Annotated in this window: 6 protein-coding genes; 5 read left to right on the top strand and 1 reads right to left on the bottom strand. The window is 73.8% G+C overall.

The features are described from left to right. Positions 1-127: 127 nt before the first annotated feature. Entirely contained in the window at positions 128-5,317 is a 5,190-nt protein-coding gene (locus ACGFSC_RS24150) for an amino acid adenylation domain-containing protein (RefSeq protein ID WP_359897225.1), read from the top strand. Beyond that, the gene (locus tag ACGFSC_RS24145; protein WP_359897227.1) at positions 5,314-10,857 is read left to right on the top strand and encodes an amino acid adenylation domain-containing protein; all 5,544 of its coding nucleotides are present in this window, start codon (positions 5,314-5,316) and stop codon (positions 10,855-10,857) included. Before ACGFSC_RS24150 ends, ACGFSC_RS24145 begins: the two co-directional genes overlap by 4 nt. Positions 10,858-11,522: 665 nt before the next feature. Here the strand turns inward: ACGFSC_RS24145 and ACGFSC_RS24140 are convergent. Continuing rightward, positions 11,523-12,446, bottom strand: coding sequence for a winged helix-turn-helix domain-containing protein (locus ACGFSC_RS24140; RefSeq protein ID WP_359897229.1), 924 nt, complete (start codon positions 12,444-12,446; stop codon positions 11,523-11,525). Between the two features lie 769 nt (positions 12,447-13,215). On the opposite strand from ACGFSC_RS24140, the gene ACGFSC_RS24135 reads away from it, so the two are divergent. The 3 genes from ACGFSC_RS24135 to ACGFSC_RS24125 all read left to right on the top strand — a co-directional run bounded on the left by ACGFSC_RS24135 (position 13,216) and on the right by ACGFSC_RS24125 (position 16,639). Next, positions 13,216-14,166, top strand: coding sequence for a cytochrome P450 (locus ACGFSC_RS24135; RefSeq protein ID WP_359897231.1), 951 nt, complete (start codon positions 13,216-13,218; stop codon positions 14,164-14,166). Further along, positions 14,163-15,329, top strand: a complete 1,167-nt coding sequence (locus tag ACGFSC_RS24130; RefSeq protein ID WP_359897232.1) for a cytochrome P450 — start codon at positions 14,163-14,165, stop codon at positions 15,327-15,329. The genes ACGFSC_RS24135 and ACGFSC_RS24130 overlap by 4 nt, the downstream gene beginning before the upstream one ends. Before the next feature lie 74 nt (positions 15,330-15,403). Next, a complete protein-coding gene (locus ACGFSC_RS24125; protein WP_359897233.1) occupies positions 15,404-16,639 on the top strand; it encodes an MFS transporter in 1,236 nt (411 codons plus the stop codon). Positions 16,640-16,676: the final 37 nt, after the last annotated feature.

Below are 16,676 nucleotides of genomic sequence, written 5' to 3'. Positions count from 1 at the left end.
GCCCGCACGCAGCATCGGCAATGACAACCGACCAGCGCTCAAAAGGCGTTTGCACCGAAAACCCGACGGACGTGGCTCCGGTGCAGTGGCACGTTCATGAGGGGGATCGACAGTGACGTCGGCGAGCATGTCCGAAACCGGCCGGGTTCATCGGGCTTTCGAGGAACAGGCGAGACGGACCCCGGACCACATCGCCGTGGTGGCGCAGTCGGTCCGGACCACGTATTCGGAGCTCGACCGCAGGGCCGCCGCCGTGGCCCGCGAGTTGCGCCGCCTGGGCGTCGGGCGGGGTTCGCTGGTGGGGGTCTGCCTGGACCGCGACGAGTGGCTGATCCCGGCGCTGCTGGGGGTGTGGAAGGCCGGTGCGGCCTACGTGCCGCTGGATCCGGCCCACCCGGCGGACCGCCTGGAGTTCATCGCCACGGACGCCGGGATCTCCCACCTGGTCTCCTCGTCGGCCGTCCTCGGGCGCCGCGGGGACGTCCGCCGGGCTGCCGGCGTCGACCTGCTGCTCGTCGAGACGGTGGTCCCGGGCGCCGACGACCGCGCCGCCCTCGACATGTCCGGCGAGCCGACGGACGCCGCGTACGTGATGTACACCTCGGGCTCGACCGGCCGGCCCAAGGGCGTGGTGGTCGAGCACCGCAACGTGACGGCCCTGCTGCGGTGGGAGTCGTCCGTGTACTCGGCCGGCGAACTCCGCGGGATGCTGGCCGCGACGTCCGTCTGTTTCGACCCGTCGGTGACCCAGTTGTTCCTCCCGCTGCTCGGCGGCGGGACGGTGATCCTGGCCGAGAACCTGCTCGCGCTGCCTGCCCTGCCCGCGCGCGACCAGGTCACGATGGTCTACGGGACGCCGTCCGTACTGGCCGCGCTCGTGCGTGAGCCGCTGCCGCCGGGCGTGCGCACCGTCCGCGCGGGCGGGGAACCGCTCACCCGGGCCCTGGCGGACCGGATCTACGCCAACGCCGGCGTACGACGGGTCGTCCAGAGCTACGGCCCGACCGAATGCACCGTCAGCTGCGTGACCCACGAGGTGCCCAGGGCCGGGCGGGGGGAGCCGCCGATCGGGTCGCCCTACGCGCGGAGCGGCCTCTCGATACGTGACGGCGCCGGGAACCCGCTCGGCGACGGCGAGGTCGGGGAACTCTGGGTGTCCGGTCCGCTGGTCAGCAGGGGCTATCTGGCCCGGCCGGAGCTGACGGCCGAACGGTTCGTCACGGATGCGGCCGGAGTCCGGCACTACCGGACCGGCGATCTGGTCAGGCGGGCGGACGGGCTCCACCACTTCGCCGGGCGGGTCGACGACCAGGTGAAGGTCCGCGGCTTCCGGATCGAGCCGGGCGAGGTCCAGGCGACGCTCGCGGGGCACCCGGCCGTCCAGCACGCCGTGGTGCTGGCGCCGGCCGACGCGGACGGCACCCGGCAGCTGTTGGCCTACGCGGAGTCGGCCGACCGGACGCTCACCGAGGCGCGGCTGCGTGCCTGGCTCCGGGACAGGCTGCCGGACCACCTGGTGCCGTCCCGGATCGCCGTCCTCGACCGCCTGCCCGTCGGTCCGACCGGCAAGGCCGATCGCGCCGCACTGGCCGCGGTGGAGTTCGGCCGCGGGGTCGACACCGAGTACGTGGCCCCGCGCACCGACACCGAGCAGCGGATCGCGGAGGTCGTCGCCGGTGCCCTCGGTCTGGCGGATGTCGGCATCCACGACGACTTCGGCGCGCTCGGCGGCCACTCCCTGGCGGCCGCTCGCGTCTGTGCCGTCCTGGGCCGCGACTTCGGAACGACCGTCCCGCTGGCGGGCTTCCTCGCCGCGCCCACCGTCGCCGGACTCGCTTCACTGCTGCGAGCCCGGTCGGCCGACGGCTCGGGCACCGGGCCGGAGCCCGCGCTGGTCCGTCACACAGGGCGGGACACGTACCCGCTGACGTCCGCGCAGCAGGGGATGTGGCTGCTGCGGCAGGTCAGTTCCGCCGAGCGCGCCACGACCATCGCCTTCCGACTGGGCCTGCGCGGACTGCCGGGCACGGCGCGGCTACGGGCCGCGTTGGACGCGGTGGTCGAGCGGCACGAGGTGTTGCGCAGCGTCGTGCCGGCCGGCGTCGTGCTGGACGCCTCGGGTCGGGGAGTGGACGACGAACCGGTCGCGCTGGTCCGCCCGCCGGCCCCGGTGCCGTTCGAGGAGCACGATCTCAGGGGAGCGCCCGAGGCGGAGCGGGCGAGCCGGGCGGCCGAGCTGACTCGCGCGGCCGCGAGCCACGCGTTCGACCTCGCCACCGAGACACCGCTCCTCAGGGCCACCCTGCTCCGGCTCGACGACGACACCGCCGAACTGGTCGTCGTGACCGACCACGTGGCGTTCGACGGCTGGTCGATCGGCGTCCTGATGTCGGAGCTGGTCGGCATCCCGGGTGGTGGGGAGGACCACGGGTCGGGCAGCGGCCCGGACATCACGCCGCCGCCCGTACAGGTCGGCGACATCGCGCTGCACGAACGCGCGCTGGCCGCCGGGCCCGACCGGGTCGAGGAGTTGCGGGCCTTCTGGGCCCGGGAGCTGGCGGACGCCGTCCCGCCGCACGACCTCCTCTCCGCCGGGCCCGCCGGGCGCGCCGAGCCCGCCGGCCCCGGTCGACTGGTCGGCGAACGGCTGGCCCGTCCCCTCGACGCCGAGACGGCGGCGATGCTGCGCGAGCTCGCGGCCGACTGCGGAGCCACTCCGTTCTCGACCTTCCTGACCGCGCTCGGTGTGCTGGTCGCCGGCCTCACCGGCCGGTCCGACGTCGTCCTGGGCGCAGCCGTGGCGCACCGGGCGCACCCCGAGCTGGAGGCGGTCGTCGGGCCACTGGTCGGCATCATGCCGATCAGGCTGAGGCTGGCGGAGGGACTGTCCTTCCGGAGCGCCGTCGGCCGTGCCTCCGCCACGACTGCCCGCGTCATGGACCATCCGGGGTTCACCGTGCAGGACGCCTTCGAGGCGGCCGGCGTCGAACACCCCCGGGGAACGATCGGCACCCCGGTCGTGCTCTCGCTCCAGCCGGCCGGCCTCCCGGTGGCGGTGGAGCACGACGGCGTCCGTCTGGAGCTGCTCGGCGAGGTGAGCAGCGGCGGGACGCAGGCGGCGCTGACCGTGTTCGTCAACGAGACGGCGCGGGGGCCCGAGCTCCAGATCGAGTACGACGTGGACCGGTTCGGCCCGGCCGACGCCGAGGCGTTCGCCGACCGGCTGCTCCGGATCCTGCGCGCCGCGGCGGCCGATCCGGACCTTCCGCTGTCGGCCCTGGAGCTGGTGAGCGGAGCGGAGAAGGCCGCTCTGCTCGCCGCCGGCACCGGAGTCCCGCTGCCGGCCGGCGGTCCGCGGACGGTGGTGGCGGCCGTTCTCGACCAGGCCGCCCAGCGGCCGACCTCGGTGGCCACCTCCGACTCGGCCGGCGAACTCACCTACGCGGAACTGGCCGAACGGTCCCGGCGAGTGGCCGCGGCCCTGCTCGCGAGGAGAGCGGCCGAGCCCGCGGCAGGACCGGCGGCGGCATTCACCGTGGGGGTCTGCCTTCCCCGCGACCGGTACCTGCCCGCCGCCCTGCTCGGCGTCCTGCGAGCCGGTGCGGCCTACGTTCCCCTGGAACCGGACCAGCCCACCGAACGGCTGCGCGGCCAACTCGCCGACTCCGGGGCAACCGTCGTCGTCGCCGCCGAGGAGACCCTCGCGCTGGCCGGCGAGCTCGGCGAATCGGTCGGCGTCGGCGTCCTCGACCTGGGCGGCCTGCCCGACCCCGGACCCACGAGGCTGCCCGAGGCGGCGCCCGAGGATCTGGCGTACGTGCTGTACACCTCCGGTTCGACCGGCCGGCCCAAGGGCGTGGAGGTCACTCACGCGAGCCTGGCGGCCTTCGTGGCCGCGATGCGGATCAGGCCGGGCGTCCGGCCCGACGACGTGATGCTGGGTCTCACGTCACCGGCCTTCGACGTGTTCGGGTTCGAACTCTGGGTCAGCCTGGCCTGCGGACTCCGGCTGGCGATGCTGGACCGCAAGGCCGCGGTCGACGGGTATGCCGTCGCGCGGTCCATCGACCGGGCCGGGGTGACGTTGATGACCGCCACGCCGACCACGCTCCGGATGCTGGTCGCCGCCGAGTGGTCGGCCCCAGGGGTGCGCGTCGTCAGCATCGGCGAGCCGATGGACCCCGGGCTGGCGCGCGAACTCCTGGCGCGGACAGGCGAATTGTGGAACGCCTACGGGCCCACCGAGAGCACGGTCTACTCGACCGTGGCGCGGGTGGAGACTCCCGTCGGCGAGGCGGTGCCGATCGGCCGCCCGTTGGCCGGGGAGACGGCCTACGTGCTGGACGCCATGGGCCGGCTGGTGCCGCCGGGAGTCACCGGAGAGCTGTGGATCGGCGGTGCGGGCGTCGCCCGGGGCTACCGGAACCGGCCCGAGGCGACCGCGGCGGCGTTCACCGCGGATCCGTTCACGCCGGGCGGACGGCGCTACCGGACCGGTGATCTGGCCCGCTGGCGGCCATGGGGATCCCCCCGGCCGGTGGGGGCACCTCCCGGCCTCCCCCAGCCTTCGGCCGGGGGGACCCCCATGGCCGGGGGCGCGGGCGGAGGCACCCTCGAATTCCTGGGCCGCCGCGACCAGCAGGTGAAGCTGCGCGGCCACCGGATCGAACTCGGCGAGATCGAGACCGCCCTGCGCGCGGAGCCGGCGGTCGTGGACGCGGCCGTCGTGGTCCTCGGCGACGGAGCCGACGCCCACCTGGTCGGCTACCTCGCGGTGGACCCCTCGGCGGCGACCGCGGACGCCTTCGGCACGCCCGCGGTGGAGGAGCGCCTGCACACCCGTCTCCCGGACCACATGGTGCCCCGGCGGTGGGTCGTGCTCGACGCCCTGCCCCTGACGGCCTCGGGCAAGGTGAACCGGGGCGCCCTCCCGGCGCCCGGTCGCGAAACCGGCCGCGAACAGGTCGCCCCGCGCACCGATGCCGAGCTGCTGGTGGCCGAGGTGTGGGAGACCGTCCTCGGGGCCACCGAAGTCGGTGCGCACGACGACTTCTTCGCGATCGGCGGGCATTCGCTGGCGGCCACCCGGGTCGCGGGCCGGCTGATGGCGGCGCTGGACTTCGCGCTGCCGGTGCGGCTGCTGTTCGAGCACCCGGTCCTGGCCGACTTCGCCGCCGCGCTGGAGGCCCTGCTGCTGGCCGACCTCGCCGGATCGGCGGACCTCGACGACGCGGCCGACCCGGCCGACGTCGCCGAATGGGCCGACCCGGCCGAACCTGCCCGCCCGGCCTCCGCCACCGGCGGCGGTGCCGCATGACCGAGGTGTCCGCCGAGCGGCGGGACCCCCGGCTCACCAACGCGCTGCGCGCCCGGCTCGCCTCGGCCCGCCGCACCGCGGTCCGCGGCACCCCGGCGATACCCGCCCGCCCGGACGCGGGTGCTCCGGCCCCGCTGTCGGCCGCACAGACCCGGCTGTGGTTCCTCACCCAGCTGGATCCGGAGAGCACCGCCTACCACATCCCGGTCGCCCTGCACCTGCACGGCCCCCTGGACCGTGCGGCGCTGCTGGGGGCGGTGCGGGATCTCGCCGAGAGGCACCAGGTCCTTCGGAGCCTGATCGTCGAGACCGACGGCGAGCCGGCGGCAGTGGCAGGCCCGGCGGACGCGGTACCGCTGGCCGAGGCCGATCTGACCGGGCCGGGCGAGCGGGATTCGCTGGACCGCCGCCTGACCGAGGACCTGCGCCGGCCGTTCGACCTGGCCGTGGAACCGCCCCTGCGGGCGGTGCTGCTCCGGCTCGGCGCCGACGAGCACGTCCTGGCACTGACGGTCCACCACATCGCCTTCGACGCCTGGTCGAGGACGGTGGCGGTGGCGGAACTGGCGGCACTCTACTCGGCGCGGCTCGGGCTGGCCGAGTCTCCCGCACCGCCACCGGTCCAGTACGCGGACTACGCGCACTGGCTCTCCCGGCGGCCGGAGGACCGGGACCGCGCGGAGACCGACCTGGCCTGGTGGGTCCATGCGCTGTCCGGTCTGGAGCCGGTCCTGGACCTGCCCACCGACCTGCCCCGCCCACCGATCGCGGAACGCACGGGCGCGGAGGTGCCGGTGATCCTTCCGGCCGCCCTGACCGCCAAGGTGCGCGGGCGGGCCGCCGAGACCGGCTGCACGCCGTTCATGGTGCTCCTCGCGGTCTGGCAGGAGCTGCTGGCCCGGCTGTCGGGCGTCGACGACGTGCCGGTCGGCGTGCCCGAGGCGGGACGACGGCACCCCGACACCGAGCACACCATCGGCTTCTTCATCAACACCCTGACCATGCGGACCGACCTGTCGGGCGGGCCGAGCGGCCGGGAGCTGCTGACCCGGGTGCGCGACGCGGCCCTGGAGGCCTTCGCCCGCACCGAGGTCCCGTTCGAGCGGATCGTGGACCGGCTGCGCCCGGCCCGCGACCTCTCCACCACGCCGATCTTCCAGGTCCTCCTCAACGTGATCGACACCCCGACGGCGGCGCCGCGCTTCCCGGGCCTGACGGCGAGGGTCTTCGCACCGCCGGCGACGACGGCCAAGTACGAACTGAACCTGGCGTTCGCGGCCACCTCCTCGAACGGCACCGGCGACACCTACGAGGGGTCGCTGATCTACCGCACCGACCTCTTCGAGCGGCACACCGCGCAGCGGATCACCGAGTGGTACGCGGTCCTGCTGGACGGTGTGCTGTCCGATCTCGACCGCCCCGTGCGCGAGGTGGCCGTGGAACCGGTGGACGGACCGCTGCTGTCCGGGCCGCGCCGGCAGTTCGACCTGGAGCAGCCGCTGCACGGTCTGGTCGAGCGCTGGGCGGCCGAACGGCCCGACGTGACGGCAGTCGTGGGCCCCGACGGCGAACTCACCTACGGACAGCTGGACCGGCGGGCGAACCGGCTCGCGCACCGGCTGCTCGCGGCCGGAGTCGGACCGCAGGAACCGGTCGCCGTCCTGGCCGACCGCCGGACACCGCTCGTGGTCGCCCTGCTCGCCACGCTCAAAGCCGGCGCGATCTACCTGCCGCTCGACCCCGCGTACCCGGACGACCGGCTGGCCGACATCCTGTCGACGGCGGGTGCGCGGGTCGTCCTCGCGGAACGGGAGTTCGCGCGGCGCCTCCCGGGACGCGGTGCGGACACTGCGGGCACCCCCGCGGAGCTGCTGCTCCTCGACGGTCCGCCCACCCCGGAAACGCCACACGACCAGCCCGGAGGAGCACCCGGCGTGGCCGTCGATCCGACCGCGCCGGCCTACCTGGTCTTCACCTCGGGCTCGACCGGCCGCCCCAAGGGCGTCACCGTCGAGCACCGGCAGATCGTGCACTACCTGCACGCGGTGACGGAGCGACTGACCGGCTGCGGTGTCGAGGGGGGCGCGTTCGCCCTGGTGTCGACCCACGCGGCGGACCTCGGCATGACCAACCTCTTCGGCGCGCTGGCCACCGGCGGCACGGTGCACCTGGTGGACCGCGAGGTGGCCACCGACCCGGAGGCGTACGGGGAGTACCTGGAGGCGCACCCGGTCGACGCGGTCAAGATGGTGCCGAGCCACCTCGAACTGCTCGCCGCCCACGGGGACCTCGGCCGCGTGCTGCCCCGCAAGCTGCTCATCCTCGCGGGAGAGGCCTGCTCCTGGGACCTGGTGGCCAGGATCCGGACCGCGCGGCCCGAGCTGTCCGTGCAGGTGCACTACGGCCCCACCGAGACCACGGTGTCCGTGCTCGGCTGCGCCGTGGAGGAGACCCCGCCGGCCCGGCGTTCGGGGACGGTTCCGATCGGTCGGCCACTGGCCGACGTGGACTGCTACGTGGTCGACCCCGGCGGCCGGCCGCTGCCCGCCGGGGTGCCCGGCGAGCTGTGGATCGGCGGGCCGAGCGTGGCGCGCGGGTACTTCGGCCGCCCCGACCTCACCGACGAGCGCTTCGTCCCCGACCCGGTGACCGGCACCTCGCGGTGCTACCGCTCCGGGGACCGGGTCCGGCTGACCACGACCGGACTGTTCGAGTTCCTCGGCCGGATCGACGACCAGGTCAAGATCCGCGGCTTCCGGGTGGAACCGGGCGAGGTGGCCGCCGCGCTGCGCGACCTGCCCGAGATCGCCGAAGCGGTGGTGCTGCCGGTCGGCGAGGCCCGTGCCAGGCGGCTCGCCGCCTGGGTGACCCCCGCGGCGCCGGCGACCGGCGTGGACGTCGCGCGCGTGCGCACGGCGTTGCGCGAGCGACTGCCCGACTACATGGTGCCCACGGCGATCGTCGTGCTCCCCGCGCTGCCGCTCAACCCCAACGGAAAGGTGGACAGATCGGCCCTGCCCGCCCCCGAGCCGGCGGCGAGTACCGAGCACATCGCCCCGAGCACGCCGACCGAACTGCGCGTCGCACAGGCCTGGGCACAGGTCCTCGACCTGGACGCCCCCGACGGCATCGGCGTCGACGACGACTTCTTCGCCCTCGGCGGGGACTCCTTCCGGGCCGTGCGCGCCGTCCGGGCGATCGACCCGACGCTCCGGGTGATCGACCTGTTCACCCGGCCGACCGTGCGCGAGCTGGCCGCGTTCCTCGACGCGGCACAGGCGGACGGGCCCGGCGGTGAGCGCCGCCTGCTGCACCGGCTGGCGGGCCCCCCGCCCGGCCGGCTCCCGACCGTCACCGTGGTGTGCCTCCCCTACGGCGGCGGTTCGGCCGCCGCCTACGGTCCGCTCGCCACGGAACTGGCCAAGGCGATCCCCGGCGCGGCCGTGCTGGCGGTGGAACCGCCGGGACACGACCCGGCGCGGCCGGACGAGCCGCTGCTCCCGCTCACCGTGCTGATCGACCGGGTCGTCGCCGAGCTGGCCGAGGCGGCCCGCCCGGCCCCGGGGACGGGCGGCCGGGTCGGCCCGGTGGCGGTGTACGGCCACTGCGTCGGCTCGGCCGCGGCCACCGAACTGGCGCTGCGTCTGGAAGCCGAAGGCGTCCCGGTGACGGGCCTGCTGGTCGGCGGGAGCTTTCCCGGCGCGCGGCTGCCGGGGCGTCTGTCGACCTGGCTGCGCAGCAGGTTCCCGGCCACCCGCTGGACGTCGGACCGGGCCTACCGGGACTTCCTGCGCACCCTCGGCGGCATGGACGACGACGGCGACGGCGACGGGGAAGCGGCCGAAGCGGCACAGCGGACCATGCTGCGCGCCCTGCGGCACGACGTGGACCAGGCGCAGGGCTGGTTCACCCGTGAACTGACCAGGGCGGACGCCCGCAGGCTACGGGCCCCGGTGCTCTGCGTGATCGGCGAACGCGACCGGTCCACCGAGCTCTACGAGGAGCGGTTCACGGAGTGGGGAGCCTTCGCCGACCGGGTGGAGCTGGCCACCCTCCCCAGAGCGGGCCACTACTTCCTCAAGCACCAGGCCGCCCAGCTCGCCGCGCTGATCGGCGAGCGGCTCGGGGCCTGGGCCGGTGGCCTGCTGCCGGAGCCGATCGCCGACGTCACGGTCGTCGGCCGGACGGCGCGACACGACCTCAGGAAGTTCTACGTCGTCGCCGCGGGCCAGACCGTCTCGCTGATCGGCAGCGCGCTGACCTCGTTCGCCCTCGGCGTCTGGGCCTACCAGCGCAGCGGGCGGGTCCTCGACTACGCGCTGATCAGCATGCTCGCCATGCTCCCGGCGATCGTCGCGGCGCCGCTGGGCGGCGCGGTGGCGGACCGGATCGACCGCCGCCGGGTCATGCTCACCTGCGACGCCGTCTCCGCGACCGCCACGGTGTCCCTGGTGGCCGCGCTGTGGAGCGGCAGCCTGGCGCTCTGGCAGGTCGGCCTGATCGTGGGCGTCATGTCGCTGGTGACCGCGTTCCGGCGACCGGCCTACCTGGCCGCCGTCGCCCAGCTCGTCCCCAAGCCGTACCTGGTGCAGGCCAACGGGCTGGCCAACCTCGGCGCCGGACTGGGGACGCTGATCGCCCCGCTGGCCGGCGGCGCGCTGATCGGGCTGGTCGGACTGCCCTGGGTGGTGGCCGTGGACGTCGCGTCGTTCCTCGTCGGCCTGGCCGGGCTGCTGTGGGTGCGCTTCCCCGACCGGCTCTTCCGGCGGCAGAAGGAGTCCTTCGCCCGGACCGTCGTCGGCGGCTGGCGGTTCCTGATCCGGCGGCGTCCGCTGATGATCATGATCGTGTTCTTCATGGTGGAGAACTACCTGGGCACCCTCGCGGTGACGCTGACGGTCCCGAGCGTGCTCTCCTTCAGCGGCACCACGGCGGTGGGCGTGGTCACCGCGGTCGGCGGCGCGGGCGCCGTGGCGGGCAGCCTGATCGTGGCGGTGTGGGGCGGCACCGCGCGGCGGGCGACCGGCATGGTGGGGTTCGTGAGCGGCGTCGGCCTGGGCGTCGTCCTGGTCGGCCTGCGTCCGTCGGTGACGCTGGCGGCCGTGGGAGCACTCGTCTGGTGGGCGTCCATGAGCATCCTCAACGCGCACTGGCTGGCCATCATCCAGCTCAAGGTCGGCCCGGAGCTCCAGGGCCGGGTGCTCGCCACCAACCAGATGCTCGCCGTCGCCATGACCCCGCTGGCCTTCCTCACCGCCCCGCCCCTCGCCGGGTACTTCTCCGGCCTGCTGAACCCGGGAGGGGCGCTGGCAGGCACCGTGGGACGAGCCCTCGGCACCGGGCCGGGCCGCGGCACCGGCCTGCTCCTCGTCACCTGCGGACTGCTGCTGATCGCCTGGGCCGTCCTGGGCCTGCGCCACCGCCCCCTGCGGTACATGGAGGACGAACTGCCGGACGCCGTCGCCGGTGCGGAGATCGCCGAGGACCTCGACGCCGTGCAGGCCGCGGCCGACCGCGTCCTGCCCGGCGGGGCGCGGTGACCGGGTCGGCCGCGACGGCCGGGGCGCCCATCAGGTCGTGAAGGCTTCGCGGAGCGGACCGGTGAAGGCGGGCCCGGAGGATCCCTCCTCGCTGGACGCGCTCGGCCGCGAACCGGGCCCACAGCGGTTCGACCGGGCATGACGGCAGGACAGGCACGAGCCCCCGGTGGTCACGGAGCGTAGAGACCTCCATGATCACCCGGGCTCGTGCCTGATCTTTTCTCCGCAGCCGTGGGCGGCGGTGCCGGAAGGCCGTCCGTGACCGAACCGTGTGGCGGCTCGTTGTCGGGACACGAGACTGGATGGCCGGTGACCGAGCGTCCCGCGCGCGACAGGGGCGCGGCTGCGTGCACCGTCCGTCCCGCACGAACAACGTTCCGTCCACCCGGCACGATCGCCTCCGCTCCGCGAGAAATGGGTCGTTGTCGAACCTTCGCGTACGCGCACGCCCGGGTGCCATCAGCACGCCTCCGTGGCACGCGCCATCACCAGCACGGGCGCGATCGAGGCCGTTTGGAGGGGGTCGTCGGCCCGGCGACGCCCCGCCCGGCCGCTGCGTACCGCATTCCGTCCATCCGTCGGTCGGCTTCGGATCACGCATCCGACGGCTCTCCGTGCTTCCATGGCGGCCGTGCCATCGAAGATCCGGGCTGTGCCAGAGGCGGCTACGCCGGACGGTCCGCCGCCGGGCGGCATCCGCCGACGAGCTCGGTGCCCAGCGGGGTGATGCTGTGGAGCACGGAGGTGCCCTGGCGGCGGGTGATGACGAGGCCGGCCGCGCGCAGGACGGCGGCGTGCTGGCTGGCCGCGGCGGGGGTGACGCCGAGTCGCCGGCCGAGTTCGCTGGTGGTGGTGCCGGTGGCGATGGCTTCCAGCGCGGCGGCGCGGGTGCGGCCCAGCAGTGAGGGCAGGGCGGTGTCCCCCTCCGTCTGCATCCCCCGGACCGTGGTCCGGAAGGACACCGCGTCGAGTGCGACGGGGAAGGCCAGTTGGAGTGGCTGGTCGTGTGCCGCACAGCTGCGGTGGCTGTCGACGTTGGGCCAGAGGAAGAAGGACGGTGCCAGCAGCAGGCCTTGACCGTCCAGCCGGATCTCGGCGGCGTCGGCGGATGGGATCTCCAGTACGGGGGAGTGCCAGCGGACGGACGGGTGGAGCGTCGCCAGGAGGCCCTCGACCCCCTGTTCGGCCATGATCCTGCGGCGGATGGCGATCTCGCCGTGCACGGCGGCCGAGATGCGCTGCCAGAACGGGGCGACGGCGATGTCGTGGTAGGCCCGGAACGCCATGCTCATCCGGTCGAGTGCCGCGTGGTCGGCCTCGGCCAGGTCATGCATCCATTCCGGTAGTGCGCGTGACGATCCGAGTGCGGCCAGTTCGGCGGCGATCCGCTCGGGTTCCGCGCGGAGCCGGGCGAGACCCTCGTCGAGGGTTCGGGTACCGCGTACCGTGGTGAGGAACTCCGGCCGGCCCATCGGCGCGTCGGGCGGCAGCAGATCGAGCAGCGGGCCCATGATCTCGCGGGAGAACCGGGACCGGACGAGCGCGCGCCACGGTCCGTAGGCGGACGCCTGGTCGCGACGCTGGAGCACACGGACGCTGTTCGCCGTTTCGGCGAGCGGATCCGGAGTGAGCGCGATTCGTACCCGTGAAAGATCATCGGAAGTCAAATGGACCCGCAACACTGGCTCCCCCTGTGCTATCGCCGGTGATTGCCTTCCGGGTCAGCTTCGTCAGGGTGATCGTTCCTGTCCAGTGTTTTGACGAAAGTGCCGTCCCCCGTCCGGAGCCGATCTTCATGGATGTGAATAAATGGCGAGTGCGATGACGGTAAAGGGAGCGTATTGCACAGCTCGGTGCGGTAGACGCTGTTGGCCGTGGTTTGTCCGGTTTGCCTCGAAGGGAACCGGACCGATCGCCGAATCCCCGATTCTCCACGGCTTTTAAGCGTGGATTGAACGTCCTCGACAACCCGGGGCGGCCGGGCGAGGGTAGTGGTGGCTGCCACCGCAGCGATAGGAATCCCGGCCACAGGGGGAGGCTGACATGCGTTACAACTACTGAGATTGACTAATTGATGCGGCCCAGGTCATGCGCCTGGGCCGCATGTCAGCATTGCTGCCGCCGGTTCGTGAGGAATGCATGATGCTCGATTATGACCCGCTTTCAGCGGACGTGATTGCCGACCCGTATCCGGTTTACTCCGAACTGCGTTCGGCCGCCCCGGTGTTCTGGAGCGAACGGCTCGGATCGTGGGTACTGACCTCGTACGAAGACTGCCGTGCCGTCATCGGCGACACCGGGACGTTCGCGAGCGACTGGCGTCGCGCGGGCCATGACGAGAGCGGTGCGACGCCGTCCATGCAGTCGCTCGATCCGCCGGAGCACACGCCCGTCCGGAGGCTGTTCACCCTCGCCTATCGCGCACAGGACCTCGACGGCATCGGGATCCGGGCCACCGAGGCCGCGCGCGCCGTCTTCGAACAGCTGGCGGACGCGCCCGGGTTCGACTTCACCGCCCAGGTGGCCAGGCCGGTGGCGCTCCGTGCGGTCTGCGAGCTGCTGGGGGTGGAGCCGCCCCCGGTGGCGAGCTTCGCCGAGCTGTCCGACGCGCTGGTCCGCGGCATGGACGCGGGTCTCGTTCCCGACGTGCTGGAACCGGCACTCGCCGCCCGGGTGGAGATCACGCGGCTGCTCGCCGAGTGGGCCGCCGCGGAGCCGAAGCCCGGCCTGGTCGCGGACGTGCTCGCCGGCGCCCGGAGCGCCGGCGTTCCGGACGACGAGGTCTGGAGCAACGTCCGGGTGCTGTTCCTGGCCGGCTTCAGCACCACCGTGGCCGCGGCCGTGAACGCGGTGCTCGCGCTGCTCCGGCACCCCGAGGCGCTCGGCCGGATGCGCGCGCCCGGCGTGCTGGAGACCGGGGTGGACGAACTCCTGCGCTATGACGGCCCGGTGCAGGGCACCACCCGGGCCTGTGTCACCAGGACGGAGATCGGCGGGGTGACGATCGAGCGCGGTGACCTGGTCATGGCGCTCTTCGGCGCGGCCAACCGTGATCCCGCGCGCTTCGAGGCCCCGGACGAACTCCGGGTGGACCGGACGAAGAACCGGCACCTCTCGCTGGGCTGGGGCCCGCACGCCTGCACCGGCGCGTCGCTCGCCCGCATCGTCATCCGGTCACTGGTGACCGCACTGCTCGACGCGCCGGCCGCCCCCCGGCTCGCCGGCGCCCCCTGGCGGGCTCCCCGGGCGACCCTGCGCTACCCCGACCGGCTGCCGATGACCTTCCTCCCCGTGGAGCATGACGCGTGAGCATCGAGACGAGCGCCTACCACCCGCTGGACCCGGCCGTCCACGCCGACCCGTACCCCGCCTACGCGGCCATGCGCCGCACCGGCGGCCCCTGTTGGAACGAGCGGTTGAACGGCTGGCTGGTCACCTCCTACCGGGACTGCCGGCAGGTGCTGCGGGACCACGAGACCTTTGCCGCCGACTGGCGGCGGGCCGGTGAGAGCATGCCGGACAGCGCGCTCAGCATCCACCATCTCGACCCGCCCGAGCACAGCCTGGTCGCCGGCCTGATCGCGAGCACCCTGCGGCCGCTCAGCTCACCGGAGTTCGCGGCACGGGTGCGCGTCACCGTCGACGAGCTGCTCGACAGCCTGCCGCCCGGGCCGGTGGACCTGATCGGTTCCTTCACAGTGCCGCTGTCCCGCTGGTTCGTCCCCAGCGCCATGGGACTGCCGGAGTTCGAACCCGAGGTCATGGAACCGATCGCGGCGGCGATCATGCGCGCCATGGACGCCGGGCTGGTGCCCGAGGCCGGCAAGCCGGGAGCGGCCGCGCGCCAGAAGCTGACCGGCATGCTGAAGTCCTGGATCGACGACATGGAGCCCGGCGCCCCGCTGCGGAACCTGCTGGACGACGCCCGCCGGGCCGGCCTGCCCGAGCTGATGACGATCAACTCGCTGCGCACCCTGGTGGTCAACGCCTTCAGCTCCGTCCCCGGATCGCTGGGCAACTCGCTGTACGCGCTGGCGCGCCACCGCATCCCGCTGAAGGAGCACCTGGGCACGCCGGGAGTGCTCGACGACACGGCCCCCCAGGAGCTTTTCCGCTACGACACCCCGCTGCAGGCGACCACCCGGCTGTGCGTCACCGACACCACGCTGTCCGGCGCCGACATCCGGCGCGGGCAGGACGTCGTGGTGTTCTTCGGCGCGGCCAACCGGGACCCGGAGCGGTTCCCGGAGCCCGACCGGATCGCGCTGGACCGAACTCCCAACGGGCACCTGGCTTTCGGCTATGGTGCGCATGCCTGCGCCGGGTCGATGCTCTCGAAGCTCCTGCTCGGCGAGGTGCTCCAGGCCCTGGCCCGCCGCGGCGCGTCCCTCCGGCTGGCGGACGAGGTCACCCGCCATCCGTACGCCACCATCCGGTCGCTCGCCGCGCTGCCGGTGGAGATCTCCGGCTGAGTGCCGGCCGACAGCCGACCGAGTTCGGCCCGAGTGCAGGCCGAGTTCCGACTGAGGAGAGGGGAGCCGCCCCCGTGAGCAGCACAGGCCGCTACCGCGACGCGCTCGCCGTGGCGGAGTTCCGCGCGATCTTCGCCGCCCATGTGGTCTCGGTCACCGGCATGGTCATCGCGAACTTCGCGCTGACCGTGCTCATCTACGCCAGAACCGGATCGCCGCTGCTGTCGGCACTGGTCTTCACCGTCACCTTCGCCCCGTACCTGGTCGCGGGGACGCTGCTGAACGCGCTGACCGACCGCCTGCCGATCCGCCGGCTGCTGGTCTGGTGCAACCTGGCCTCCGCAGCGCTCACCGCGGTGATGGCCGTCCCCGGGACCCCGGTGGTGATGCTGCTGGCACTCGCGTTCGGGCGCGGCCTGATCGCCCCGGTGATCGCCGGGGCGCGCGCGGCCACCCTTCCCGATGTGGTGCCCGGGCCGGCCTTCGTGCCGGCCCGCAGCCTGCTGCGACTGGTGTCGCAGAGCGCGCTGCTCGGGGGCACGGCGGTGGCCGGCGTGCTGCTCACCGGCGTCTCGGCGCCCGGCGTGCTGATCGGGAACGCCGCCTGCTTCGCGGTCTCGGCCGCGCTGCTCAGGTTCGGCACCGTGGAACGCCGCCCCGAGGACACCGCCGAACGCCCGTCCCTGATCCGGGATTCGATCGGCGGCATGGGCGCGATGTTCCGGGTCCGACCGCTGCGGAGGGTCCTCCTGCTCAGCTGGGCCGTCCCCGCGCTGGGCGTGGCCGCCGAGGCGCTCGCCGTCCCGTACACCGGGAGCGTGCACGCCGGGAGCCTCGGCGCCGGCCTCTTCCTGTCCGCCGTCCCGGCCGGCGCCGTGCTCGGCGAGGTGCTCACCAACACCCTGGCCGACGCGGGCCGGCAGGTCCGGCTGGTCGGCTGGGCCGCCGCCACCGTCTTCGCGCCGATGCTGGTGTTCGTCCTCCACCCGCCGCTGGCCATCGCCCTGCCACTGCTCGTGGTGAGCGGCCTCGGTTTCGCCCACCACCTCGGCCTGGACCGGCTGCTGATGGACGTCGCCCCGGAGGAACTGCGCGGCCGGGCGCTCAACCTCCAGTCCACCGGCCTGATGTTCTGGCAGGGCCTCGGGTTCGCCGCGGCCGGTGCGGCCGCCCAGTTCCTCGGCGCGGCCCAGGTCATCGCGCTCGCCGGCTGCTGCGGCCTGCTCTGCGTCGCCTGCCTGATCGGGCCCGGACCCGCCCGCCGACCGGAACACCGCACCGACGCCCCCGTCACCGCTGCCTCGGAGTGAAGAGTTGATCGACCACGAGCCCGTCATCCGCCTCGGA

The organism is Kitasatospora sp. NPDC048715 (assembly GCF_043198905.1).
GTDB lineage: Bacteria > Actinomycetota > Actinomycetes > Streptomycetales > Streptomycetaceae > Kitasatospora > Kitasatospora lactacystinica.
The sequence above is the reverse complement of the archived record's forward strand: the minus strand, read 5'-3'. Positions and strand labels throughout refer to the sequence as shown.

Bases quoted from the DNA above. Each gene is read 5' to 3' on its own strand.
- ACGFSC_RS24150 (WP_359897225.1), top strand. From the start codon at position 128: ATGTCCGAAACCGGCCGGGTTCATCGGGCTTTCGAGGAACAGGCGAGA.
- ACGFSC_RS24145 (WP_359897227.1), top strand. From the start codon at position 5,314: ATGACCGAGGTGTCCGCCGAGCGGCGGGACCCCCGGCTCACCAACGCG.
- ACGFSC_RS24135 (WP_359897231.1), top strand. From the start codon at position 13,216: ATGCAGTCGCTCGATCCGCCGGAGCACACGCCCGTCCGGAGGCTGTTC.